Origin of the sequence: Bowdeniella massiliensis (assembly GCF_023634005.1) — a bacterium.
GTDB lineage: Bacteria > Actinomycetota > Actinomycetes > Actinomycetales > Actinomycetaceae > Bowdeniella > Bowdeniella massiliensis.
Window position 1 is genome coordinate 32,926 of the sequence record NZ_JALIQR010000001.1, and the last position, 18,485, is coordinate 51,410.

At 61.2% G+C, this 18,485-nt stretch carries 34 protein-coding genes and 1 pseudogene; 1 reads left to right on the top strand and 34 read right to left on the bottom strand.

The window, feature by feature from the left end; genetic code table 11:
• Positions 1-10: 10 nt before the first annotated feature.
• The 4 genes from MUN85_RS00210 to MUN85_RS00225 form a co-directional block, all read right to left on the bottom strand.
• Positions 11-1,516, bottom strand: coding sequence for a hypothetical protein (locus MUN85_RS00210; RefSeq protein WP_250504850.1), 1,506 nt, complete (start codon positions 1,514-1,516; stop codon positions 11-13).
• 24 nt (positions 1,517-1,540) lie between these two features.
• Positions 1,541-1,921 carry a phage terminase small subunit gene (locus MUN85_RS00215; protein WP_250504851.1) on the bottom strand — a complete coding sequence of 127 codons (381 nt, stop codon included), beginning with the start codon at positions 1,919-1,921 and terminating at the stop codon, positions 1,541-1,543.
• A gap of 286 nt (positions 1,922-2,207) precedes the next feature.
• Positions 2,208-2,558 carry a hypothetical protein gene (locus tag MUN85_RS00220; protein ID WP_250504852.1) on the bottom strand — a complete coding sequence of 117 codons (351 nt, stop codon included), beginning with the start codon at positions 2,556-2,558 and terminating at the stop codon, positions 2,208-2,210.
• Positions 2,555-3,268 (bottom strand): adenine nucleotide alpha hydrolase family protein, encoded by a 714-nt coding sequence (locus tag MUN85_RS00225; protein WP_250504853.1) that lies wholly within the window; start codon positions 3,266-3,268, stop codon positions 2,555-2,557. The genes MUN85_RS00220 and MUN85_RS00225 overlap by 4 nt, the downstream gene beginning before the upstream one ends.
• 53 nt (positions 3,269-3,321) lie before the next feature.
• On the opposite strand from MUN85_RS00225, the gene MUN85_RS00230 reads away from it, so the two are divergent.
• Positions 3,322-3,540 (top strand): hypothetical protein, encoded by a 219-nt coding sequence (locus MUN85_RS00230; protein ID WP_250504854.1) that lies wholly within the window; start codon positions 3,322-3,324, stop codon positions 3,538-3,540.
• A gap of 127 nt (positions 3,541-3,667) precedes the next feature.
• Here MUN85_RS00230 and MUN85_RS12985 read toward each other — a convergent pair whose 3' ends face one another.
• The 30 genes and pseudogenes from MUN85_RS12985 to MUN85_RS00375 all read right to left on the bottom strand — a co-directional run bounded on the left by MUN85_RS12985 (position 3,668) and on the right by MUN85_RS00375 (position 18,465).
• Positions 3,668-3,973 carry an HNH endonuclease gene (locus MUN85_RS12985; RefSeq protein WP_431603527.1) on the bottom strand — a complete coding sequence of 102 codons (306 nt, stop codon included), beginning with the start codon at positions 3,971-3,973 and terminating at the stop codon, positions 3,668-3,670.
• 23 nt (positions 3,974-3,996) lie between these two features.
• Positions 3,997-4,698 carry a DUF4352 domain-containing protein gene (locus MUN85_RS00235; protein WP_250504855.1) on the bottom strand — a complete coding sequence of 234 codons (702 nt, stop codon included), beginning with the start codon at positions 4,696-4,698 and terminating at the stop codon, positions 3,997-3,999.
• A gap of 51 nt (positions 4,699-4,749) precedes the next feature.
• Positions 4,750-5,532, bottom strand: coding sequence for a hypothetical protein (locus tag MUN85_RS00240; RefSeq protein WP_250504856.1), 783 nt, complete (start codon positions 5,530-5,532; stop codon positions 4,750-4,752).
• A gap of 224 nt (positions 5,533-5,756) precedes the next feature.
• Positions 5,757-5,930, bottom strand: coding sequence for a hypothetical protein (locus MUN85_RS00245; RefSeq protein WP_250504857.1), 174 nt, complete (start codon positions 5,928-5,930; stop codon positions 5,757-5,759).
• Positions 5,927-6,202 carry a DUF7213 family protein gene (locus MUN85_RS00250; protein ID WP_250504858.1) on the bottom strand — a complete coding sequence of 92 codons (276 nt, stop codon included), beginning with the start codon at positions 6,200-6,202 and terminating at the stop codon, positions 5,927-5,929. Before MUN85_RS00250 ends, MUN85_RS00245 begins: the two co-directional genes overlap by 4 nt.
• Positions 6,195-6,374, bottom strand: coding sequence for a hypothetical protein (locus tag MUN85_RS00255; RefSeq protein ID WP_250504859.1), 180 nt, complete (start codon positions 6,372-6,374; stop codon positions 6,195-6,197). Before MUN85_RS00255 ends, MUN85_RS00250 begins: the two co-directional genes overlap by 8 nt.
• On the bottom strand, positions 6,371-6,571 hold the full coding sequence (locus MUN85_RS00260) for a hypothetical protein (RefSeq protein WP_250504860.1): 201 nt from the start codon (positions 6,569-6,571) through the stop codon (positions 6,371-6,373). The genes MUN85_RS00255 and MUN85_RS00260 overlap by 4 nt, the downstream gene beginning before the upstream one ends.
• A 235-nt stretch (positions 6,572-6,806) precedes the next feature.
• Entirely contained in the window at positions 6,807-7,166 is a 360-nt protein-coding gene (locus MUN85_RS00265; protein WP_250504861.1) for a hypothetical protein, read from the bottom strand.
• Positions 7,163-7,456: a hypothetical protein gene (locus MUN85_RS00270; RefSeq protein ID WP_250504862.1), complete on the bottom strand. Its 294-nt coding sequence runs from the start codon at positions 7,454-7,456 to the stop codon at positions 7,163-7,165. The genes MUN85_RS00265 and MUN85_RS00270 overlap by 4 nt, the downstream gene beginning before the upstream one ends.
• The gene (locus MUN85_RS00275; RefSeq protein WP_250504863.1) at positions 7,453-7,941 is read right to left on the bottom strand and encodes a hypothetical protein; all 489 of its coding nucleotides are present in this window, start codon (positions 7,939-7,941) and stop codon (positions 7,453-7,455) included. The genes MUN85_RS00270 and MUN85_RS00275 overlap by 4 nt, the downstream gene beginning before the upstream one ends.
• A complete protein-coding gene (locus MUN85_RS00280; RefSeq protein ID WP_250504864.1) occupies positions 7,938-8,132 on the bottom strand; it encodes a hypothetical protein in 195 nt (64 codons plus the stop codon). Before MUN85_RS00280 ends, MUN85_RS00275 begins: the two co-directional genes overlap by 4 nt.
• Positions 8,133-8,155: 23 nt before the next feature.
• Entirely contained in the window at positions 8,156-8,491 is a 336-nt protein-coding gene (locus tag MUN85_RS00285; RefSeq protein WP_250504865.1) for a hypothetical protein, read from the bottom strand.
• A complete protein-coding gene (locus tag MUN85_RS00290; RefSeq protein ID WP_250504866.1) occupies positions 8,488-8,697 on the bottom strand; it encodes a hypothetical protein in 210 nt (69 codons plus the stop codon). Before MUN85_RS00290 ends, MUN85_RS00285 begins: the two co-directional genes overlap by 4 nt.
• Positions 8,694-9,254 (bottom strand): hypothetical protein, encoded by a 561-nt coding sequence (locus MUN85_RS00295; protein ID WP_250504867.1) that lies wholly within the window; start codon positions 9,252-9,254, stop codon positions 8,694-8,696. Before MUN85_RS00295 ends, MUN85_RS00290 begins: the two co-directional genes overlap by 4 nt.
• An 8-nt stretch (positions 9,255-9,262) precedes the next feature.
• Positions 9,263-9,655, bottom strand: coding sequence for a single-stranded DNA-binding protein (locus MUN85_RS00300; protein WP_250504868.1), 393 nt, complete (start codon positions 9,653-9,655; stop codon positions 9,263-9,265).
• Positions 9,652-10,905: an AAA family ATPase gene (locus MUN85_RS00305; RefSeq protein ID WP_250504869.1), complete on the bottom strand. Its 1,254-nt coding sequence runs from the start codon at positions 10,903-10,905 to the stop codon at positions 9,652-9,654. The genes MUN85_RS00300 and MUN85_RS00305 overlap by 4 nt, the downstream gene beginning before the upstream one ends.
• The gene (locus MUN85_RS00310) at positions 10,902-11,606 is read right to left on the bottom strand and encodes a hypothetical protein (protein ID WP_250504870.1); all 705 of its coding nucleotides are present in this window, start codon (positions 11,604-11,606) and stop codon (positions 10,902-10,904) included. The genes MUN85_RS00305 and MUN85_RS00310 overlap by 4 nt, the downstream gene beginning before the upstream one ends.
• A gap of 90 nt (positions 11,607-11,696) precedes the next feature.
• Entirely contained in the window at positions 11,697-11,867 is a 171-nt protein-coding gene (locus tag MUN85_RS00315; RefSeq protein ID WP_250504871.1) for a hypothetical protein, read from the bottom strand.
• 9 nt (positions 11,868-11,876) lie between these two features.
• Complete coding sequence (locus tag MUN85_RS00320) at positions 11,877-12,287, bottom strand: RusA family crossover junction endodeoxyribonuclease (protein WP_250504872.1); 411 nt, start codon at positions 12,285-12,287, stop codon at positions 11,877-11,879.
• Positions 12,284-12,475: a hypothetical protein gene (locus MUN85_RS00325; protein ID WP_250504873.1), complete on the bottom strand. Its 192-nt coding sequence runs from the start codon at positions 12,473-12,475 to the stop codon at positions 12,284-12,286. Before MUN85_RS00325 ends, MUN85_RS00320 begins: the two co-directional genes overlap by 4 nt.
• On the bottom strand, positions 12,472-12,822 hold the full coding sequence (locus MUN85_RS00330) for a hypothetical protein (RefSeq protein ID WP_250505021.1): 351 nt from the start codon (positions 12,820-12,822) through the stop codon (positions 12,472-12,474). Before MUN85_RS00330 ends, MUN85_RS00325 begins: the two co-directional genes overlap by 4 nt.
• A gap of 285 nt (positions 12,823-13,107) precedes the next feature.
• Positions 13,108-13,668 (bottom strand): annotated as a pseudogene (locus tag MUN85_RS00335) (DNA cytosine methyltransferase); the annotation flags it as partial.
• Positions 13,665-13,817 carry a hypothetical protein gene (locus MUN85_RS00340; protein ID WP_250504874.1) on the bottom strand — a complete coding sequence of 51 codons (153 nt, stop codon included), beginning with the start codon at positions 13,815-13,817 and terminating at the stop codon, positions 13,665-13,667. The gene MUN85_RS00340 and the pseudogene MUN85_RS00335, both read right to left, overlap by 4 nt.
• Positions 13,814-14,722, bottom strand: a complete 909-nt coding sequence (locus tag MUN85_RS00345; RefSeq protein ID WP_250504875.1) for a DNA-methyltransferase — start codon at positions 14,720-14,722, stop codon at positions 13,814-13,816. The genes MUN85_RS00340 and MUN85_RS00345 overlap by 4 nt, the downstream gene beginning before the upstream one ends.
• Positions 14,715-15,998 carry a helicase-related protein gene (locus tag MUN85_RS00350; RefSeq protein ID WP_250504876.1) on the bottom strand — a complete coding sequence of 428 codons (1,284 nt, stop codon included), beginning with the start codon at positions 15,996-15,998 and terminating at the stop codon, positions 14,715-14,717. Before MUN85_RS00350 ends, MUN85_RS00345 begins: the two co-directional genes overlap by 8 nt.
• Positions 15,995-16,390, bottom strand: coding sequence for a hypothetical protein (locus tag MUN85_RS00355; protein WP_250504877.1), 396 nt, complete (start codon positions 16,388-16,390; stop codon positions 15,995-15,997). Before MUN85_RS00355 ends, MUN85_RS00350 begins: the two co-directional genes overlap by 4 nt.
• The gene (locus tag MUN85_RS00360; RefSeq protein WP_250504878.1) at positions 16,387-17,286 is read right to left on the bottom strand and encodes a hypothetical protein; all 900 of its coding nucleotides are present in this window, start codon (positions 17,284-17,286) and stop codon (positions 16,387-16,389) included. The genes MUN85_RS00355 and MUN85_RS00360 overlap by 4 nt, the downstream gene beginning before the upstream one ends.
• On the bottom strand, positions 17,286-18,065 hold the full coding sequence (locus tag MUN85_RS00365) for a PD-(D/E)XK nuclease family protein (protein WP_250504879.1): 780 nt from the start codon (positions 18,063-18,065) through the stop codon (positions 17,286-17,288). The genes MUN85_RS00360 and MUN85_RS00365 overlap by 1 nt, the downstream gene beginning before the upstream one ends.
• Positions 18,050-18,310, bottom strand: coding sequence for a hypothetical protein (locus MUN85_RS00370; protein ID WP_250504880.1), 261 nt, complete (start codon positions 18,308-18,310; stop codon positions 18,050-18,052). Before MUN85_RS00370 ends, MUN85_RS00365 begins: the two co-directional genes overlap by 16 nt.
• Positions 18,307-18,465 (bottom strand): hypothetical protein, encoded by a 159-nt coding sequence (locus tag MUN85_RS00375; protein WP_250504881.1) that lies wholly within the window; start codon positions 18,463-18,465, stop codon positions 18,307-18,309. Before MUN85_RS00375 ends, MUN85_RS00370 begins: the two co-directional genes overlap by 4 nt.
• Between the last annotated feature and the right edge of the window lie 20 nt (positions 18,466-18,485).

Genomic DNA, 18,485 nt, shown 5'->3' on the forward strand with positions numbered 1-18,485 from the left:
CACCGCCTTCCTAAACGAATGCATGATTGGGTCGAGGTTTCGTGCCGCCAGATTTTGGAGGCGAATTGAACTTGATCGCGCCGAACCTGGCGCAGGCAACGGCGATGATGGGTTGGAGTTCGACATCGAGGTTTTGGCGCGCGAATTTCCAGGCGCCGCCTTTGCCCATGGCGTCCTTGGTGGCTCCGTCTGCCGACAGGTTGAGTGTCGTCTGGTTGAAGTGCGTGACGGTGCCTTCTTTGATGCCGTCGTACAGGCCCATGCAGGCTTGCCCGAACTCGGAGGTCTGCAGGATGAAGAGTTTGGCTTTCTTTCGTTTGAAATAGGGTTCGAACGAGCGCGCTGGGGAGAAGGAGTCAATGACGATTGGGATACGGCGGCGGGCCCTTTTCATGACCCATTCGACGAGTGCTTCGGTGCCTTCATCGTTGAAGGGGGCGTTAGCGGCGAGCTCGACATGTACGCCGGTATCGGAGTAGACGGCCATCGCGATCGTGACCTTGGAGCGTTCCGGGTTCATATCTAGCCCGATCGCGGCGAGCGGCCACTCGCTGGATGGGTTCTTGAGTGCGCGCTTCTTCCACAGTTTCTTGTCGATCGCTTTGGTGGTGTCATCGACGGGTGTAGGCCACATGTTGAGGCGTTCGCGGGCGAAGGAGCGGGGCGACATTCGGTCGAGTTCGCCTTCAATGGTGGTTTCGGAGATCCGGATACCGAGTGCAGGGTTAGCGGACTGCCAGTTCGTGCGGTCGCGTACGAACGCCTCGAGTTCTTGTTCCCGCATTTTGTCGACTTCTCCGGGTGCGGAGTGCTCAAAATATGCGGTCGATTTCGCTTTACCGGTCACGGCTTGGTTACGGACCTTGACGAAGGGCGCGCCCTTCTCACTGATGGCGGCTGGTGGCGTGCCGAGGAAGATCACGACGGGGTCACCCGAGGGGGCGGCAGAGATCGTGGGTTCGAGGGCTTCTTGTTCTTCGGGTTCGTATTCTTGGGCCTCATCAACGACGAGGACATCGAAGGTTTCACCACGGCCTGCACCTGAGGATCGGGTACCGATCACGATCCGGCCCCCGTTGTTGAGCAGGATTTCTTCTTGCCCGTTGGCTTTCCGGAATTCGACGACCATGTCGTTGAGGTCCGGGTTAAGGGCGGCTGGATCGTCTTTCTGTTTCCCGAAGAATCGTTCGAGGCGTTTGAACCCGGCCCGCGAGGTCTTCAGCCGGTGGGAGGTATGCAGGATTTTCAGGCCGAGAACGGCCATCATGTAGGCTTCGACGACCTCGAGGGAACCGTTTTTGCCGTTCTGCCGGGCCGCGGTTCCCACCCATGTTTTGGCTACCCAGCGGCCTTCGGGAGTGACCCTGGTCCACAATAGGACACCTTTTTCCTGCCATGGGTCCAGGAAATAGCGGTGCTCAATACCGAAATCGATGATGGATTCGCCGACTTCTTCGGTCATTCCGGCGATGTGTGGGCCGAGGTAGTAGCGCGCGTCCTGGCTGCCTTTGAGCACGTGCCACCACCTCGCCCTATTGAGTTATGAGACTTCTTCCTGTCGCCGGCGTTTCCGTTCACGGGCCGCGTCCAATGGCGACACGTTCGCGGGCTGCGCGTTCTCGGCTATCTGACGTGACTCTCGTTGTTCCTGCACGGAAGGGCGACTCTTTGCAGCTGACTTTGTGAGTGCCCCCATGGCCTTCGGTGTCACTCCGAATGCTTCGAGACGTTTACCTAGTTCGCCATGACGTGAGAAGTCACCTGACCACACGGCGGCATGCAAAAGGGCTGTATCCATGAGATACAGCCACTGCATTTGGGTGAAGTTCTCGGCATTCGGGAGTGTGCCGAGGGCCTTCCACCACTCAACCGTGATTTCTGGCCAGTCCATGTCTTCCGGGAGGACGGGTTGGTCAACCATGAGGTCCCTTCCTTCCTACGGGTTCCTATGACCCGGATGTCCTTCCTCGGCGGGCCGAGACTGCGTTCCGGATTCGGTTCAAGCCACCGCGGACAGCGCCCGCGATACGGCCTAATGCTCCACGCATCCTTCTCCTCCTTCCTTCTTGTGTGATTCTTAGGCAGATCCGCTGCTGCTGGAGCGCTGGGCGGTGCCAGCAGTCCGGCTTCGGCGAGAACTCAGACCTACCATGTTGACGTAGCCCTCAAGTGCGGCGATTCCGCCATCGACATAGCGCCGCTACGACCTACGCATCACCGCTTCCCTTCTTCTTCAATCGATCCGCTACCTTGTGTCCTTCCATGTACTTGTCACCCAGATCAATTAGCCCAAATTCCTGCAGGAATGCCTCTTTGTCTTCGCGGGTACGGAAACATAGCGCCACCCAAAATTCGGAATCAGTCGCGTCTTTAAATCGCTTTGCTTCCTGCTTGGAACGCTCCCGGTAGGCGACCTCCATAGCGCTGAGTTCAGCGCTAGCATCTGCCTCCAGATCCCCGGTGTACTCCACCTTGGCGAGCGGATCTTCGGCCTGATGGAAGTTCATCTGGTGTCTCTTGCCGCCAAACGACGGCTTTTTCCCAAAGTTCAAGCTCATGCTGATTCCCTCATTTCGTGGCGCATGATTTCTAGTTCAGCGAGGGGAAACCAGTCCAAGACTCGCTGGTAATCTGCGGGGGCATGCTCTTTGAGGGGAGCAAGGAACCGGTAGTCGATGCCATCAAACGAGCGCTTGAACCACTCGTAATCGATCGGCAGATCCACCTGGTGCCGCTCAATGATGCCCATGACTTCCGCTTTGAGCCAGTCGGCAATCGGCGACACTTTCCGGGAATCCACTTTCATCGCGCCATGACGAGAGAACGAGGCCCGCCTTACGATTGAATCCGCGGCGCGCACCCCATCAGCAACCCAGGTTTTGGCCGGTACACCAAGGTCTTTTTTGATGAGCTTCCACATCTGCTGATATGTCGGGGTCGGCATCTGCGCGGCTTCAATAATCGCGAGGCGCTCTGGCGGCTGAAAAACAAAGTTGTTCAACCACCGCCATAGTGACGGGTGCGGGTACTGCTTGATTTCCTTGCCCAGTTGATCTTCGAGACGCTTACGCCCATCTTCAACGAACTGTAGGCCGGGAATTAGATAGAGGAAAACAAGCTGTGTTTCAACCCCAGCTTCACGCAGCGCGAGTTCAGTGGCGATTGCATCCTTGCCGAGGCTGAACGACACCAGGACGGGTTTCTTCTCCGCAGCGAGTTTCGCGCGGATCTCAGTTGAGGGCGGCTGCCCCTTGATGATGGTTGGCATTAGCCCACCTCCTTATGTAAACTCAGTTTACACGAGACGAGGAAGGATGCAAAGTGGACTTACACCCGGCATTAGAGACGCTCCGCCAACTTCGGCAGGCCACCGAACGCTACGAAAAACGCCTAGACGCAATCAAGGCTGAACGCGATAGAAACATCATCGCCGCACGCGACGCAGGCATCACATGGTTCGACATTTCCAACGCCACAGGACTCAGCCGCCAACACCTGACCGCGATCTACCGAAACACAAAACAAGAGGGCGAAGCCTGACAAAAAACGGCGGGGGGATATTTCGCTATACGCCGGAGGGGAGCTATCCAGTCACGGGTAGGGGCCTTCCCCCTCCCTTGCGGGCGGCGGTCCTTGATTTCGAGTCCGCTGGCGCTCGCGGGCTGGCTCACCAGCGCCGCGATGTCACGAGTGGCGCATGGTCTTGCACGACGCGAGGTTTAGGTGCTGATCTTGCGCCTTTTGATTGGTTGCATCGACGGCATATGACCTGGAGGTTATCTAGGGTGTCGCTGCCGCCTAGCGCATAGGGCACTAGGTGGTCTGCCTCGGGACTTGACGGTGTCCGTGACTGTGACCAGTTCAGTTCGACGCCGCAGATTGGGCAGCGAATGAGTCCTTGTGTTCGCGCGAGACGCAGTGCTTGCTTGGAGACCTTGATCCAGGTCGAGGTGCCAGTGCGGGAGGACGCCAATGATCAGCACCTCCCGCTGGCGATTAGTTGAGGGCTAGAGCATAGACGGGTTCCCAGTTGAGGGAGGCTTCGGGGTAGAGGATATGAGTGACCTCGGTGCCCCTGGGCACTTGGATAACCCGGGTGACGTTGAGGGTCTGGCCGGGGTTGAGGCGCTGTTCTCCGGCATGCCGCTCGATGTCGTAGTTGATGTCGGCGTCTTCGGGGGCGGGAGCGAACTCTTTACCATCTGCTGTGAGGGCGTTGCCGGTCTGTCCATACCATGTGGCCGGAGTGTCGCCAATGTTCTCGACGGCGAGGGTGATGAGGCAGAAGGTGTTGCCGCCGTTGGGTTCAACGATCATTGGTCCGCCGATGTTGCCTTCGTCGTCCATGGCTTCGTCGAAGAGTTCGGGCGGGAGTTGTTCGAGTCCGCATTCGGCGTTCTTCACCGTGGTTTTGGTGATGTGCTTGTCTTCGATGTCGTACATGGTGGTGTCCCATTCAGCAGCGTCGCCTTTGGGGATCGCCATGTAGTTGCCGATCATTTCGTATTTTGGTGCGCCAGGTTCAGCCATCTCGGTCGATTCTTCGGTTTCGCTCGGCTCCGCTGTGGCGGTGGTTTCGGCGCTCGCGGTCTGGCTTGGGGGTGTGGTGGTTTCGGCGGGTGCGGTTGCGTCGTTGTTGGTGCACGCGGCGAGGGTGAGGGCGAGGGCTGCGGACATGAATAAAGTGGAGTGCTTCATGCAACTATCGTATGCGATGGACTCCACCTTATCTGATGATAGGTGGACAGTTTAGGTTTTGTCGACTTTAGGCGTGCGCGTGTTCGACTTGTGAAGGTTCGCGGGCGGGTTCTGGATGCGATGCAGGATATCGGCGATGCAGTAGGTCGGTCCTGGCCGGGTGCGCACGATATGGCGCTGCGCCCATTTGGTGAGCGTGTCGGGTTTGATGCGCTGCCCGGTGATGGTGGCTGTGAGGTGGAGTGCTTTTGCGCGCGGTAGCCATAGTTGGGAGGCGCGGACGCGCATGGTTTCTAATCGTTCGGCGCGGTCGAGGGTCTCGCCGCAGTGCCGGCACTTGGGTTCGGGCACGTGCGCCGGTGCATAGACGGCTCGGTTGCAGGCTGGGCAGGGGCCGACGAGCGGGTGCGGTTGTGGGCCGTCGATGAGGCGTTCAGCGCGCCTGCACGCATCAGCGAGTTCGTCGAGCATCGCGGGCGATTCTTCCCACCGCAGCAGGTGTTGGACGCGTTCTCGCACATACTCGGCGACGGCTGTCCAGGATGCCTGGTACCAGTTGATTCGGCGGCCCTCGGTCTGCGCTAACGCGAACAGCCACGCATAGACTGTGTCCCGAATTTCGTCGGCCTCTGTGAGCGCCTGCGGGTCGAGTGGTAGGGGTTGGGTGTTGGTGCGGGTTTTGAGTTCGTCGGGGCGTGCGCGGGTGATGTGTTTGTGGGCGATGGCGGTGAGTTCGGGCATGTAGCGTTCAAGGTCGTCAGCGATGCGGATGAAGAGGTAGGCGTGTGAGGGGTCGATGACGTATCCGACGGTGGTGGTGCGACTGTTCGCCATGGGGGTTCCTCTCCGGGCGGTTCCGGTTGATCAGTTAGTGGTGGCTGATTCCGGTGGTTCAATCATATCCGTCTGATTGGGTTTGGTTCTGTTATCCTGGTTTTGCAGTGGTTCGATATCGAACAGTGGCCGTCAGGTCGCTTTCCCTCGTAACGGATAGGTGTCGGGCTGTTGTAGCCCCGGACTGGGTTGGGCTCACCTCCTCCCCGGTCCGGGGCTTTGGTTTACTCGGACGGCTCACGGTTCTCGCGTCCGTCCAGGGAGTGATGGGTGATGAGCCATCCCATCGAACCGTCATCGCGGGGCACGGGTTCGATGGCGGGCCCACAGATGCAGTCATCGCTGTCGGTGTTGTGGTCGATGACGTCATTTTTGGGGTAGACGTGAACTGTCGTCATAGCTCGTCATCGTCGTCGGTGAGGTTATCGGTCCAGTTGGAGTTCGTCGCCGATAACAGGAGCCCATGGGTGACGTAAAGCGGTTGCATGCGAGCTGCGTAGAGCCACAAGTCGGGTGGGTCGTCGTTGTTGATTTGGGGGCCGCCAACGACAAGTGCCCAGTGTGCGGGCAGGACACTTTGGGTGATGCGCGCATAGGCACGGATCGCGTTCTCTAACGCCTCATAGGCGGCGCCCTCTTCGGGGCTGGGCCGGTAGTCGAGATCACTCATGGCGGTCCATGCCGGGTTCGAGTCCGAGGCGGCGCTGGACGAGGGCGTTCAGGTGGGCGAGATCCCGGAGACTGTCGGGGTCGGGTTTCCAGGTGAGGTAGGTCAGGATGTTCGCGGTACGCAGCTCGTGCGCGATGTCCGCGAGCGCCGCCGATTCGTCGGGTGTGGTCACGTGAGGTCCTTCATGTTCTTGAGTCGGAACTGTGGGGTGGCGGTATTGGGGTTGAGGTCGAGTGCGGTGGCGGCTTTGGTGAGGGCTTCTGTCTTGGTGGCAGCGGTGATGGTGATGGGTGTGGCCATGAGCCAGTCCATGGCTGTGGGTTCGGTGCTTTCGGCGTATAGGAATTCGAAGGTGTATTGGTCGTTCATGATGGGCGCTTTCGTGGATGGAAGAGATTGTGGGCGCGGGTGACCGCGTCCGAGACAGCGTCGCTGGTCAGGAGCGGTGCGGGCTCCATGCTGATCGTCGGGGGATCTGGCTCTAGTCGGGAGGCGTCTCGGAAGGTTTGGAGTATCTCGGGCTCGCGATATCGACGGTGGTCAACTGCCGCGTTTATCGCGTCTGGGAGCACCTCGTATTCGAGTAGGATTCTGATGGTCCGGTTCACAGGATGTCCTTGAGATTGTCGGGCGTGGTGTCGTGGGCGCGGGCGAGGTAGCGGCAAGAGATCTGGTATTTCTCGCCTGCCTTGTCGGCCTCGTCTGATTCGACGACGGTGGTGCGGGCCCACTCGTATGCGGCTTCCGCGGTGATGCCCTCGTCCACGTAGAGGGTGTCGTGGTAGACGCGACTGGCGATGATGTCATCCGTGCAGGCCTGGCACTCTAACCAGTCGTAAATGTCGTCATATTTGAGTGTTTGGCGGTAGTACTCCTCTCCTACCTCGATGCGACCGTGGCACATTGAGCACCGGTGCAGCTTGCGTGCCGTTGGCTTGGTTTCGCGCAGTAGCTGGGGACTCATTCCCGCCCCCTTCGGTTAGGCGACAGTTTGGCTTTGGCATGCAGTCGGCGGACGAACTTGACTGCCCGGAAGATGTACCAAACGGGCCGCAGTAACGCCGCGGCGAAGATGGTCAACAGCCCCGGCTTGGGGAGCGCCGTGCTTCGTGTGGTGATGCCTCGGAGTTCGATAGGGCTGATTGTCGAGCGCGCCATGGCTTGGAGTGTTGAGAGTCCGATGTCGATACCGTGCAACTCTCTAAGCTCTCGCTTCATTTTCTGGAGCTCGTCCAACTCGTCGGCGGTGATCACGATTCCTCCCGCTCTGTTAGCAGCCATTCGAGGTTGCAGAGTTGTTGGTATTTCGCGAGGTCCTCGCTGTTGAGTTGGAAGTTTTCGCCCTGCTGCCGGAATGCGGCTTCGTCGGGGATGGATTGCAGGATCGCGGCGCGGCGGGTCTCTGCCTGCTCGCGTGTCAGGACCTCGATGTTTGAGCCCTGTTCGAGGCCGAGCATTTGCCTACGGAGATACATCTCGCGCAACCGCCGGATTTCGGCGGTGAGGCGCGGCACGTCTGTGCGCGCGTGCGCCGCGAAGGTCGCGTCTGTCGGGTATGCCTGGAGAATGACCGGCCCTTCAAGGCCGCAGTACGGTTCATGCCCGTAGCAGGGGATGTGGCCCGCGCATGTGCACTGGTTGACCTCTTGGGCGACACTGTTGCCTATTGCCACCCACGGGCCGGGTGTCGCTGCGTCGGCGCGGGCTTGGATCTCGTCCAGTTCGTCGTCGGTGATCATGATTCGTCCTCCTGTTGGGTCTCGGTGTGTTGGTTGAGATATGCGGCACGGTGGAACAGGATGCTCTCGGTCTTTCCGGCCCGCCAGCCCTCGTCATGAGCAAGTTCCACGACGACCCCTACCGCTATGAGGATCTTGTTAAGCTGGGCGCAAGTGAGGTCCGTTGGCAGATGGGCTAGGAGTGCGTTCATTTGGCCCACAGAAATTGGGCGTCTCACGATTTGTCATCCACTTCTTCGTAGGTGGCTTCAAAGATGTCGGGCTTGCAGGGGTAGAACTCACCCTTGACCCCGCGAATCACGTAGTCGCCGAGTTCGACGTACATGCCGCCTTCCAGGGTTGCGATGATCATGCGTCCGCTCGCTGGGTCGATGCTGACACCACTCGCGGGCCATGGTTTCTCGCCCTCAATCCGGGAGAGTGCCTCGAACGTGCCGAGCGTGTTTTTCTCAATCCACATGTAGATGCTGTGAAGCTCGGGGTTGGTGCCCTCGAACTTTGCTGCTTCAATCTCGATGGGCTTTTTCCGGTATCGGCGTGGCGTGTTCATGATTCGTCCTTCTCGCTGGTGGGCCTGGATTGGCTGAAAGCCTCCTGGATGCAGTCGCGCACCTCGCCGAGGTTGGCCCGGAGTCTCAAGGAATGTCCCTCAGGGAATCCCGTGACAGGCACCTGGACGTAGCCGAGATCGATCCTGTTTCCAGCGATTTCGATAGACAGTTTGCACTCGATGTGGCCGTAGGTTTCGTGGCTCATGACTCGTCCTCGGTTTCGGGTAGCCAGATGATGCGGGGGCTGTTCAGGATGTCGAGGTTGACGGCACCCGTGGCCCCGGTGATGTAGAACATGTCAGCCTCGTCGTGCGCCGCGATGTACTCCGCGATATCTCCCCCCTCGTCGCGCACGACGGTGCGGTCTGGCAGGTCGCGGGTTTCGTCCACGAGGTCACCGACTGCCCACTGCCTGGGCTCAATGTGGGCGCGGCGCAGGACGCGAAGGTTTGCGGTGTGCTTCCAGCCCCAGTCGGCCACTAGTGCGGTCCACTCTCCAAACCCGCCTTGCCAGGCGAATGTGTCGCCCTTGCGAACCTCGTCCGGTACCGGCAACGCTTCCACGCGCTCGCACCAGTAGTCGTACAGATCAGCCAGGCCCTCGCCGTTGAGCGCTTCCAGGTAGGCGGTGACGATCCGGGAGGCGTGGCACGGCCAGTAGTCCGGGTCTACTGCTTCTCCCCGAAAATGCCCCTGGTGGCCCGAGCCCTTCCAGTCCACTTGCGCGGCGACTTCGAGCGCTGCCTCGTTGAGTTTCATCATGTTTCCTCCTAGAACGGGGGTTCGCTGGGGGTATCCCAGGCGGATTGTTGGGGCTGGTAGTTCTGTTCGCGGGGTGGTTCGACGCCGATCGCGTCAACGGAGCGGACTTCGAGGGTTTCGCCCTCGCTGCCGTCCTGACGTTGGTAGGTGCGGCGCGTGAGTTTGCCGCTGAACGTCACGCGCGAGCCTTTGCGGATCGCGTTCTTTTCTGCGAGCAGTTCGGCCATGGGACCCCAGATCGAGATACCGACGAACATGGGTGCGCCGTCGTCGATCCAGTTGTCGCCGTCCTTCTTGCGGTTGGTGACGCCGATGCGGGCGTTCAGGACGGGTTTCCCGCTCGACGTGAACTTGAGTTCAGCGTCGGCGGCTGCGTGGCCGGTTGCTTGGATGGTGATCATGCTGATTTCCCTTCGGATTGCTGGTAGGTGAATTTCGTTTCGTACATGCGGCGCGTCGCTGCCGGGTCGTCGTCGGACCACGGCCAACGCCCGCCACGTTTGAGGGTGATCGGCCAGGCGCGCTGGTCCCGATCGCCACGCCAACGCACGAGCTGCGCGCGAATCTCGGTGTCGTAGTCGTCACGGGGCGGGATGAGTCGCAGGCCTAGCCCGAACTCGGGCCAGGCCATGAGCGCCGAGGAACCGCGGGGCCGCAGGTCGCGCTCGCCTGCACCGTCCTTGGCGTGGCCGGCGTGCGCTTCCATCACGAGCGCCGGGCCACGAGCTCGCAGCGAGTCGAGCGCGTTAATCAACGGCGCGGTATCATCGTCGGACTGGATCGCGCGCGGCAGCAGCCGGTACAGCGGCCCGATCACGAGGATCTCCGGCTGGTGCTCCTCGATGAGGTTATGCACCGATGCGAGGTCTTTTTCGCTCGTGATGTTCAGTCGCGGCACACATGCGAGGCGCAGTGTGGTGGACGGGTCCACCTGGCCTGCGCGTGTCGCCTGGATAACGAGCGGACGCACCCTGCGACGCCACTGCATTTCGCTGTTCTCCGCGTCGATCACAAGCACTCGCACGGGCGGTACCGGGTCGAACGTCGTGGGGTGGATGCCGGCGGCTGCGCAGATCGCGAGCTGCTGGACGAAAAACGATTTTCCGGCACCTTCGCCGCCCGTGATGACGAGCCGGTCTCGTTTTTCGAGCAGGTTGGGAATGATCCAGTCGTAATCGTCGGGGCCGTCGAGGATGTCTCGCAGGAGGGGCGCGTCGATACGCCCGCCCGATTTGGTGCCTAGCTGCTCCCACAGCGCCCTAACGTCGGTCATAATGCCCGGGAGTGCATCTGAACTGTTTGCGAGCGTCCTGGCGCGTTCTGCGAAGTCCTGGAGGCGTCTCCTGCCCGCAGCCTCCGCCACGATCTGCCCGTAGTGCGCGATATTCGACGCGGCGGGCGTGTTCTGTCGGCAGTCGAACAACAGCACCGGGTCGATGATGAACCGTTGGGCTTTCATCTCTGCCGCGATCGTCAACTCGTCGATGGGGCGGCGCTTGACGCGCGCGTCCTGCATGAGCTCGTAGGCCTTGCCGAGTCGCGGGTCGAGGAAGTCTCCGGGCGCGATCGTATCGGCCACGAGCCGGAGCACGCCGGGGTTGATAAGCCCTGCACCGATAACGGCTTGTTCCGCTGCTGCAATATCGTTCATCGGTACATGTGTGCGTTCATGACCTGTTCGGGAGTCAGGTCGGCGGATACGGTCTTGGGATTATCGCGGTCGCGGAATTCGACGGCTTTGATGAGCCAGTTATTAAACGCGGCGTTCCAATCCTTGAATTTCAGTCCTTTGGCTTTTGCGTTATTGGTGAATCGCTCGGCCTCGGTGCTGAGGTTGAGCTGGTCCCGCTTAGCTCGTTCGAGGTGCTTCTCGGTGGGCTCCCAGTCGTTTGGGATGGTGTGGGCGCGGGTCTCGGGGTTGCGCTTCGGCGCGTCAGCGTCCGCGCGCGCTTGCCCCTGTTCCCCTGTTCCCCTGTTCCCCTGTTCCCCTGTTCCAGGCGCGACACTCTCGCGAGGCTTCGCGACGGTCTCGCGAATAATTGATTCGTTGTACTCGAAAGTGCCGTCAGGCCGCGGCAAACGCCCCTTCGCAGGCTTATCGATGCGTTGGATGTTCTCCCAGTTGGAGATGTAGATGAGGTCGCGGCCTTCGCGGGTGTATCGGTGTATCAAACCGGCCTTCGAAAGGCTTCGTAGAGCTTCGGACACCTTCGCGACGGTCTCGCGAGGGTTCGCGAGCATGTCGCGAGAGAACACATCACCGATGATGAGGGCGACGTCATCGCGGCCCACACCGTTATCGTCCACATAGGATTCGAGGCCTTTGAGAACGAGGCGTGCTTCCCAGTCCACAGATGCGATTGTTTTTGATCGCCAGAATTCTGGTTTAGTAGCTCGGATGCGCATATTCTCTCCTTTCTGCTATTGGTGCGAGGTGCTGTGTTAGCTGAATTCTTCATATAGCCGGTCGCGGAAATTTCGCAGGGTTTCCATTTGGCTGAGATACAGATTGATTAGGGCCGAATTCTCGGTCTGGCGTATGCGGTTGAATATCTCTGCGTCGGCGGCGATCCACTCGCGTTCGATGGTTTCGTTGATCTTGTCGAGGTCCATGTCGTGTCCTTAGTCGAGTTGGGAAATGGTGATGAGTACTCCCGGCTCACCCTCGGCGTACCGCTTGTAGCTATGCCATTCGATGATTCGGGAGTCCTCGGTGAGGATTTTCGGGCCGGTGCGGGGCGCTAAGGCGTCGCCAATGGCGCGCTGGAGTTTGTCGAGGTCGGGTTTGACGCTCGGCCAGGGCCGTTTGACGCTCTTGGGGCGCGGGAGGTGGAAGGTGACGCTGACGGCTACGGGGCCGTCGTACGGGAGTGTCCAGCCGTTTCTGCGTAGTGCGTCGAGGGTGCAGTAACGTACGCGGTCGCGCCAGGCGGCGAGGCCGGGCTGCGTGTGCGCATATTGGCCGCGTCCGTAGATGGTGAGTGAGCCTTGGGGGATGGGGGTTCCGCCAACGAAAATGGTTGTGCTCTTCACGCTGCGTCGCCTCCGCAGTGCCCGCAGTGCGCGTAGTGTTCGATCCAGAATCGGGTTTCGTCGGCGGCGACGGCGCGCGAGTTTTCGGTGTAGGGCGCGCCTCGGGGGATGGGGCCGCCGCAGTAGTCGCAGGTGGTGTCGAGCCATGCGACGCGGGCACGAGGGCGCAGGTAGTCGCTGGTGGTCATGCTGTTTCCGCCAGTCCGGTGATCATGGCCGCGATCTCGCGGATCGCAGCCTCGGCCTGTTGGGGGACGACACCGTTACCGAGGGCGCGCAGTTGCTCCGCGCGGGATAGGCCCGGCACGTCGGTGACGTGCCCTGCGGGTAGGCCCATCATCCATTCCACGAATCGGGGCGCGAGTTGCAGGGTGCCGTTCTTGTTGGGCTCCACGTGGGCGGGTGCTGGCCTGCCGAGGATGGCCTCCCAGCGGGCGAGTGCGGGCCCGTAGATGCCGTAATCCGTGTAGTGCAGGCGTGTCGCGAGGTGGGTGGAGCGTTCTGGTGGGCGTCCGGTCGTGCGCGGTAGACCCATGTCTGCGTCGCCCGCTTTTGGGGTCGGCAGGTGATGGTGCACAGCGGCGGGCAGGGCCAGGTCGCCTCTGGAGCCACGCTGGTTCGGTCCACCCTTGACGGAGTCCGAGGCGCGCGGCGACGGCAGCGTTACAAGTGCTCGATGATGTCCGCGAGGGGCGGCTGATGCCCACCCGCGTGTCGCCTGTCCGGGGGTTGGCTGCCCCGCGGATCCCCGTCCCTGGCTGTCGGAGTCGCGAGCATCGCTAGGTTCTCCGTTGATGAGCCGCCACGCGTTGCTCTCGGTGTGTGCAGGATAGGCGAGGACGAAGATTCGGGCGCGAGAGTGGGGTGCTCCGATACTGGATGCTCGTAGAGTCGTCCAGCCCGCGTCGTACCCGATTTCGGTAAGATCTCCGAGTACGCGACCGAGCGCCCGCAAAGACACGTCGGATTCGCAACCCAGGCCGAGACGGCAGGGTCCCATAGCGCTATCGGCTGTTGCACTTAGTGCTCCTTGGACGTTTTCCCATACGACGAGGCGGGGGCGGATGGTTTCGATTGCGTCACACATCGCGGCCCACAGCCCGGATCGGGTGCCTGCCCGCATTCCGGCACGTCGGCCAGCGTGTGATAGGTCCTGGCAGGGTGAGCCGCCTGTGATGACGTCCACTGGCTCCACGTTGTGCCAGTCGATGCGGGTGACATCGCCCAGGTTTGGGATGTCCGGATGATGGTGTGCGATGATGCGGGCAGGGCCGGGCTCGATATCGCTGGTCCACGCGACGCGGGATGTGTCCGCGAGCGCCGCTTGGACGGCGTGGTCGAGGCCCCCGTATCCCGTGAATAGTGAGCCGATGGTGATCATTGTGCGGTCTCCGCGAGTCCGGTGAGCGTGAGTGCGTGGTCGCGGAATGCGGCGAGGACGAGGCGGTGCGAGCGTGGCATGTCGAGCGTGGTCTCGGCGGCGTGCGAGGTCCACGGGTCGCTCGTGCGGGTGCGTGGCGGAGTGGTCATTTTGATACCTCCAGGTCGGAAAATAGGTCTGGAGTGGACATCTCGGCTTCGAGCTCGCGCAGGTATCGGCACCCAGTGGCCCAGTAGGATTGCTTGAGCTCGATTCCGAGCGCGCGGCGGCCCTGCTGCACCGCTACGTACAGTTCAGATCCGACGCCACCAAACGCCGTAAACACGGTGTCGCCGCGATTGCTCCACAGCCGGATGCATCGCTCAATAAAGTCGAGCTGCAGCGGGGTGAGGTGACGTTCATCCTCATCTTCGCGGGCGATGCGTGCGTTGAGAGTGTTTGATTCGCGAATGTCATACCAGACGGGGTGCGCGTAGAGGATCCATTCCTCGTTCGTCACGTCGGTCTTGACCGGTTCGGGGCGCTCGCCGGGTTTCTTGAATATCAGTAGGTAGTCGGCCATTGCTGGACGGGATTTCGAAGAATCCTTGTTTTTTGTCACAAACATGAGCGCGTGCGCCTTGGTGCGGATTGCCTGCGCTTGTGGGTCTTTGTCCACGGTCACTTCGCCGTGATATATCCATCCGGCGTCGATATATGCGCGAATAACGTCGCCCCGGAAGTCGGTTAGCCCGATCACGCCGTGGGTGGCTTTCGTGGTCGAAGTTTGCTGCACGTGAACACACGCGATACCACCAGGGACAGTGATGCGGAGGTTTTCGCGGATGATGTAGCCGTACTGCTCGAAGAAGTCGCTCCGGTCCAGGCTGTTGCCCATATCGCGGGGCGATGGGCTGTATGTATAAAGAGACTGGAACGGCGGCGAGTATACGGACAGATGAACGGTTTCGGATGGTATTTCGGTCATTCGTTCAGCGGAGTCTCCGAGCCAGAATTCCCAGTTCTCGCCACGGGCCTCGTCGGTCACATAGTCGTCGTCGTTGTGGTTAATCATGGTTTTTCCTCTGGTCGATCATTGATTGGATTAGGCGATTTGCGCGTCGTTCTTTTTCTGCGACATTGAGCGCGATTTCCTGTTCGAGAGCGCTAATGACGATATGCACGTTCACTTCGCGGCGCTGCCCGAATCTGTGGCATCGTCTAATGCACTGATAGAAAGCTTCATAGGAGTCGTTCATTCCGAGGAAGATCATGCGCGCGCAGTGCTGCCAGTTCAGGCCGAAAGCGGCCATGGACGGTTTGGTGACGAGGACGCGAATTTTTCCGTCCGCAAAGTCGAGTAGCCGTTGCGCTTTTTCGTCGGCAGACATTGATCCGTGGACATTTACTGCGCCCTCGATTCGGGCAGCGATTTCGTCGGCTTCGTCATTTAGGCCGCACCAGATCACCCATGGCTCGTCCGGTTCGCTCGCGATGAGTTCGACTGCGCGCTGGACTCGGGCGGGTAGTGTCTCGCGCCGCACTCGGGATCGTCCCGCCACCCCGCCGACGGTCGCTGCGAACAGCTCGCCCTCGGGTGCGGACACTTCCGCGTGCACGATTTGGGGTGTGATTCGGGGCGGAATCAGCTGGTATCCGTCGTCGCTGTCTCCCAGGTCGGACGGGTATCTCACGGCTATCGCCCACGAGTTCATCCACGCGACCATTGGCTGGATGGCGTGGCCCTTGAGTCGCCATCCGTCCTGGTCGTGAACGAAGTACGCTGCGAGCATGTTCGCGCGCGTCATGTGCCCCAAAAACTCGGCGTGGTTTGTGAGCTCTTCTGGGTCGTTTGGGCCGGGTGTGGCCGTGCATGCGAGGCGCGCTGGAACGTCACGGAACATCGTGATGAGCTTGGTGCGGGTCTTGCCGTCGCTGGCCTTCAGGATCGAGGACTCGTCCAGGCAGACTGCGCCAAACGTGGCGGGGTCGAATCCGTCCACGCGCTCGTAGTTTGTGATCCAGAGCCCGGGGCCGGTCACGTCGCTGCCGTGCTTGGCGTAGCGGCAAGTCACGCCGATGTTCGCGGCCTCTCGGATGGTTTGAGCGCAGACCGCTAGTGGCGCGATGATGAGCGATGTTTGGGCGCTCAACCGGCACCATTCGATTTGCATTCGCGTCTTGCCGAGGCCCGTGTCGGCCCATATTGCGCGTCGGCGGCCTTTGACGGCCCATTTCACAATGTCGCGCTGGAATGGTTTTAGGGACTCGTGCAGCATCGAGTCGTCGATATGGATGTCAGTGGCGGCGACTGTGCGGCGGCGTCGCTCAAGTAGCGCAGCGTAACTCATAGTCCTGCCTCCTGTACTAACTCGGGGTTGACGGGGCCGGTGGGTACGAGGGTTACGGGCTGGTAGTCGGTCCAGCGGTCGAGGGGCAGTCCCTCGGCGGTGCCGCCGAACGAGTACACGCGCAGGGGTTCGGTGATGTCGCCGTCGGCGTTCAGCATCGCGATTCCTCCGACCTGTACGAGGGTGGGTTGGCAGTCGTCGCCAGACAGTCGCGGGCGTGCGAGGTAGAGGCCGGGTGTGGGTTCGGGCTTCGGTTTGAGTCCGAAATGTTTGCGCAGCTCGTCGCCGTCGAGTGCGTTGTCCCACGCGTCGATAGCCTTGTCTACGAGGGTGCGCGCACCGAGGCCGTACGCCTCCTGGACGACGGCGAGGAATTCGTCGCGGCTAGTCATGACTGGGGCTCCTGTGAGTTCAGTCCGTCGATCACGAACGCGGCTTCTTCCTTCGTGAGGTCCTTAGAGGACGTGATCTCGCGGTCGAGGGTGGCGGTCAACCACGCGAGCTTCTCGGACCGCTCCTTCAGCCCCATTGAGGTCATTCCGGCGTTGACGGCAGTGATCTGGCGCTGTGTGGCCGGTGTGGGCTCGGGCTCTTCGGCGGGTTCGTCATCGATGATCTCGACGTCTTCGACGACTTCTGCCGGTTGGGGCTCGGGGCGCGGGGTGCGCTGCATGGTGCGCACGGGGGCCTCTGGTTCGACGGGGGTTGCGTCGGCCTCGGTCGCGCCGTCGCGTACCTCTTCGGCGGTGTATGCGATGCCCAGGATTGCGTCGGCGGCGATGAGGCGGCAGATTTCGGAGGTGGCGCGTGCAACGAGCATCGCGGCGGGCTGTTTGCGCCAGTTGTCCTTGCCGGTCAGGCCGAGCTGCTTGGCGCGGTCGATCGTCCACGTGACGGTCTGCCAGCTCGAGCTGCTAGCGCGGCGGCCACGCATCTTGCAGCGAGTCGCATTGGATTCAACAAGCTCAATGTGGTGGCCGGCAGACTGGACGATAGCGCGCAGTGTGACAGCTCGAGGGGCGGCGACACCCTGGATGACATCGAACGAGCGCAGCGCGGCCATGGGCTGTAGCCCCACCTCGAGGCCGGAGAGGATCGCGGCGGTGGCCTCAACGGGTTTGCCCTTGAACGCGGCGGGCACGAAGCTCGATTGCACGAGTTTTTGGGCCACCTCAAAGGCGGCGTCTGCTGATCGCGCCCAGTCGCCTAGGCGTTCGATAGCGCGGTCTTGGATGTGCGCGAGCGCCTGGCCCGCGTCGTCGTTGGTCCATGTGGTTAGTTCGGTCATTAGAAAATCTCCTGCTGTTGGGATACGCCGACGTATCCGCTTCCTGGGGTGCGCCAATCACCGTTGGCGCGTTTGTTGATGTCGTAGACGCGACGGATCGCGGTGAATTCGTTGAACACGTCCTGCCCGAACTTCAGGGGGTAGACGTCATATCCGTCGGGTCGGAGCCATACGCCGTAGGCGGCCTCGATACCGAGCTCGCTCATGGGGTGCTCGTCGCCGTTCTGGCCGTGGAATTCGGCGAAGGCGTAGGCGTTGGTTTGGAATGCGGTTTCTTTGTAGATGCCGCTCTTGGTGGTTTTCCAATCGAAGATCGCGCGCGGCCCGCGGTTGTGGTCGGCGATGAGGTCGAGCTTGCCGGCGTACTGGTGTTCGCGGGAGGCAACCGCGGCTTCGACGAGGACGGGCTGGATGTTGTAGTCCTCGATGAATTGGGCGCAGGACTCGACGTGTCCGGCGATCGCTTCGGGGACTTCGATCTTCTCGCCCTGTAGGTAGCGTTCGGCCAGGTCGTGAACCTCGGTACCGCGTCGCGCCGCTTCGTCACGCTGCGACCAGGGAATCTCTTTGAGTGCGGCGATGACGGCGCGCTCGCCCATTTGTCGCAGACGCTCGATGTCGTCGGGGTTGGCGGCAACGTGCTCGGCGACCGATTTAGCGGCCCATTTGGGGATCGCGGGCTTGTCTAGCACGCCGATGATGGTGGTGACGCCGGGCACCCATTGGCCGTCGAGCTTGTATCGGTGCGATTTTTCGTAGAATTTCAGGCCTTTAGCCATGTGGAGCCCTCCTTGATGAGGTTGTGGTCGGTGGCGGTGATGCCACCGGGTATGTGTATGGGTGCGAGTGTGTGCAGTTCGCGCTGCTTGGGGTGGTGGCTAATGATGGGCGGCGCGGTCAGGGCGAATCCGTGCGAGTGTGCGCGACGAATTAGCTCGGCGCTGGCCTCGGCGCGCAGCTCGGCCAGGGTGAGCGAGTCGTCGATGATGGGGAATCGGACGGCGAAACTGAACGGGCGTGTCATTCGTCATCACCGCTCAGTGACCAGTGCAGCCATGCCGCGCCGAGGATGAGGCCTAGGAGGGTGCCGGGCGCGTAGTCGCGCACGATCCCGTTGATGAGTATGTAGGCGAGGAATAGTCCGGCTAGGAGGGCGGACGTGCCGCGTGCGGTGGTCATTTCGTGGCCTCCGCCGGGTT

Excerpts from the sequence above, each read along its gene's own strand:
- MUN85_RS00215 (WP_250504851.1), bottom strand. The coding sequence starts at position 1,921 with ATGGTTGACCAACCCGTCCTCCCGGAAGACATGGACTGGCCAGAAATC.
- MUN85_RS00220 (WP_250504852.1), bottom strand. The coding sequence starts at position 2,558 with ATGAGCTTGAACTTTGGGAAAAAGCCGTCGTTTGGCGGCAAGAGACAC.
- MUN85_RS00225 (WP_250504853.1), bottom strand. The coding sequence starts at position 3,268 with ATGCCAACCATCATCAAGGGGCAGCCGCCCTCAACTGAGATCCGCGCG.
- MUN85_RS00235 (WP_250504855.1), bottom strand. The coding sequence starts at position 4,698 with ATGAAGCACTCCACTTTATTCATGTCCGCAGCCCTCGCCCTCACCCTC.
- MUN85_RS00240 (WP_250504856.1), bottom strand. The coding sequence starts at position 5,532 with ATGGCGAACAGTCGCACCACCACCGTCGGATACGTCATCGACCCCTCA.
- MUN85_RS00245 (WP_250504857.1), bottom strand. The coding sequence starts at position 5,930 with ATGACGACAGTTCACGTCTACCCCAAAAATGACGTCATCGACCACAAC.
- MUN85_RS00250 (WP_250504858.1), bottom strand. The coding sequence starts at position 6,202 with ATGAGTGATCTCGACTACCGGCCCAGCCCCGAAGAGGGCGCCGCCTAT.
- MUN85_RS00260 (WP_250504860.1), bottom strand. The coding sequence starts at position 6,571 with ATGAACGACCAATACACCTTCGAATTCCTATACGCCGAAAGCACCGAA.
- MUN85_RS00265 (WP_250504861.1), bottom strand. The coding sequence starts at position 7,166 with ATGAGTCCCCAGCTACTGCGCGAAACCAAGCCAACGGCACGCAAGCTG.
- MUN85_RS00275 (WP_250504863.1), bottom strand. The coding sequence starts at position 7,941 with ATGATCACCGACGACGAACTGGACGAGATCCAAGCCCGCGCCGACGCA.
- MUN85_RS00280 (WP_250504864.1), bottom strand. The coding sequence starts at position 8,132 with ATGAACGCACTCCTAGCCCATCTGCCAACGGACCTCACTTGCGCCCAG.
- MUN85_RS00285 (WP_250504865.1), bottom strand. The coding sequence starts at position 8,491 with ATGAACACGCCACGCCGATACCGGAAAAAGCCCATCGAGATTGAAGCA.
- MUN85_RS00290 (WP_250504866.1), bottom strand. The coding sequence starts at position 8,697 with ATGAGCCACGAAACCTACGGCCACATCGAGTGCAAACTGTCTATCGAA.
- MUN85_RS00295 (WP_250504867.1), bottom strand. The coding sequence starts at position 9,254 with ATGATGAAACTCAACGAGGCAGCGCTCGAAGTCGCCGCGCAAGTGGAC.
- MUN85_RS00300 (WP_250504868.1), bottom strand. The coding sequence starts at position 9,655 with ATGATCACCATCCAAGCAACCGGCCACGCAGCCGCCGACGCTGAACTC.
- MUN85_RS00305 (WP_250504869.1), bottom strand. The coding sequence starts at position 10,905 with ATGAACGATATTGCAGCAGCGGAACAAGCCGTTATCGGTGCAGGGCTT.
- MUN85_RS00315 (WP_250504871.1), bottom strand. The coding sequence starts at position 11,867 with ATGGACCTCGACAAGATCAACGAAACCATCGAACGCGAGTGGATCGCC.
- MUN85_RS00325 (WP_250504873.1), bottom strand. The coding sequence starts at position 12,475 with ATGACCACCAGCGACTACCTGCGCCCTCGTGCCCGCGTCGCATGGCTC.
- MUN85_RS00330 (WP_250505021.1), bottom strand. The coding sequence starts at position 12,822 with ATGGGTCTACCGCGCACGACCGGACGCCCACCAGAACGCTCCACCCAC.
- MUN85_RS00340 (WP_250504874.1), bottom strand. The coding sequence starts at position 13,817 with ATGACCACTCCGCCACGCACCCGCACGAGCGACCCGTGGACCTCGCAC.
- MUN85_RS00345 (WP_250504875.1), bottom strand. The coding sequence starts at position 14,722 with ATGATTAACCACAACGACGACGACTATGTGACCGACGAGGCCCGTGGC.
- MUN85_RS00350 (WP_250504876.1), bottom strand. The coding sequence starts at position 15,998 with ATGAGTTACGCTGCGCTACTTGAGCGACGCCGCCGCACAGTCGCCGCC.
- MUN85_RS00355 (WP_250504877.1), bottom strand. The coding sequence starts at position 16,390 with ATGACTAGCCGCGACGAATTCCTCGCCGTCGTCCAGGAGGCGTACGGC.
- MUN85_RS00360 (WP_250504878.1), bottom strand. The coding sequence starts at position 17,286 with ATGACCGAACTAACCACATGGACCAACGACGACGCGGGCCAGGCGCTC.
- MUN85_RS00365 (WP_250504879.1), bottom strand. The coding sequence starts at position 18,065 with ATGGCTAAAGGCCTGAAATTCTACGAAAAATCGCACCGATACAAGCTC.
- MUN85_RS00370 (WP_250504880.1), bottom strand. The coding sequence starts at position 18,310 with ATGACACGCCCGTTCAGTTTCGCCGTCCGATTCCCCATCATCGACGAC.
- MUN85_RS00375 (WP_250504881.1), bottom strand. The coding sequence starts at position 18,465 with ATGACCACCGCACGCGGCACGTCCGCCCTCCTAGCCGGACTATTCCTC.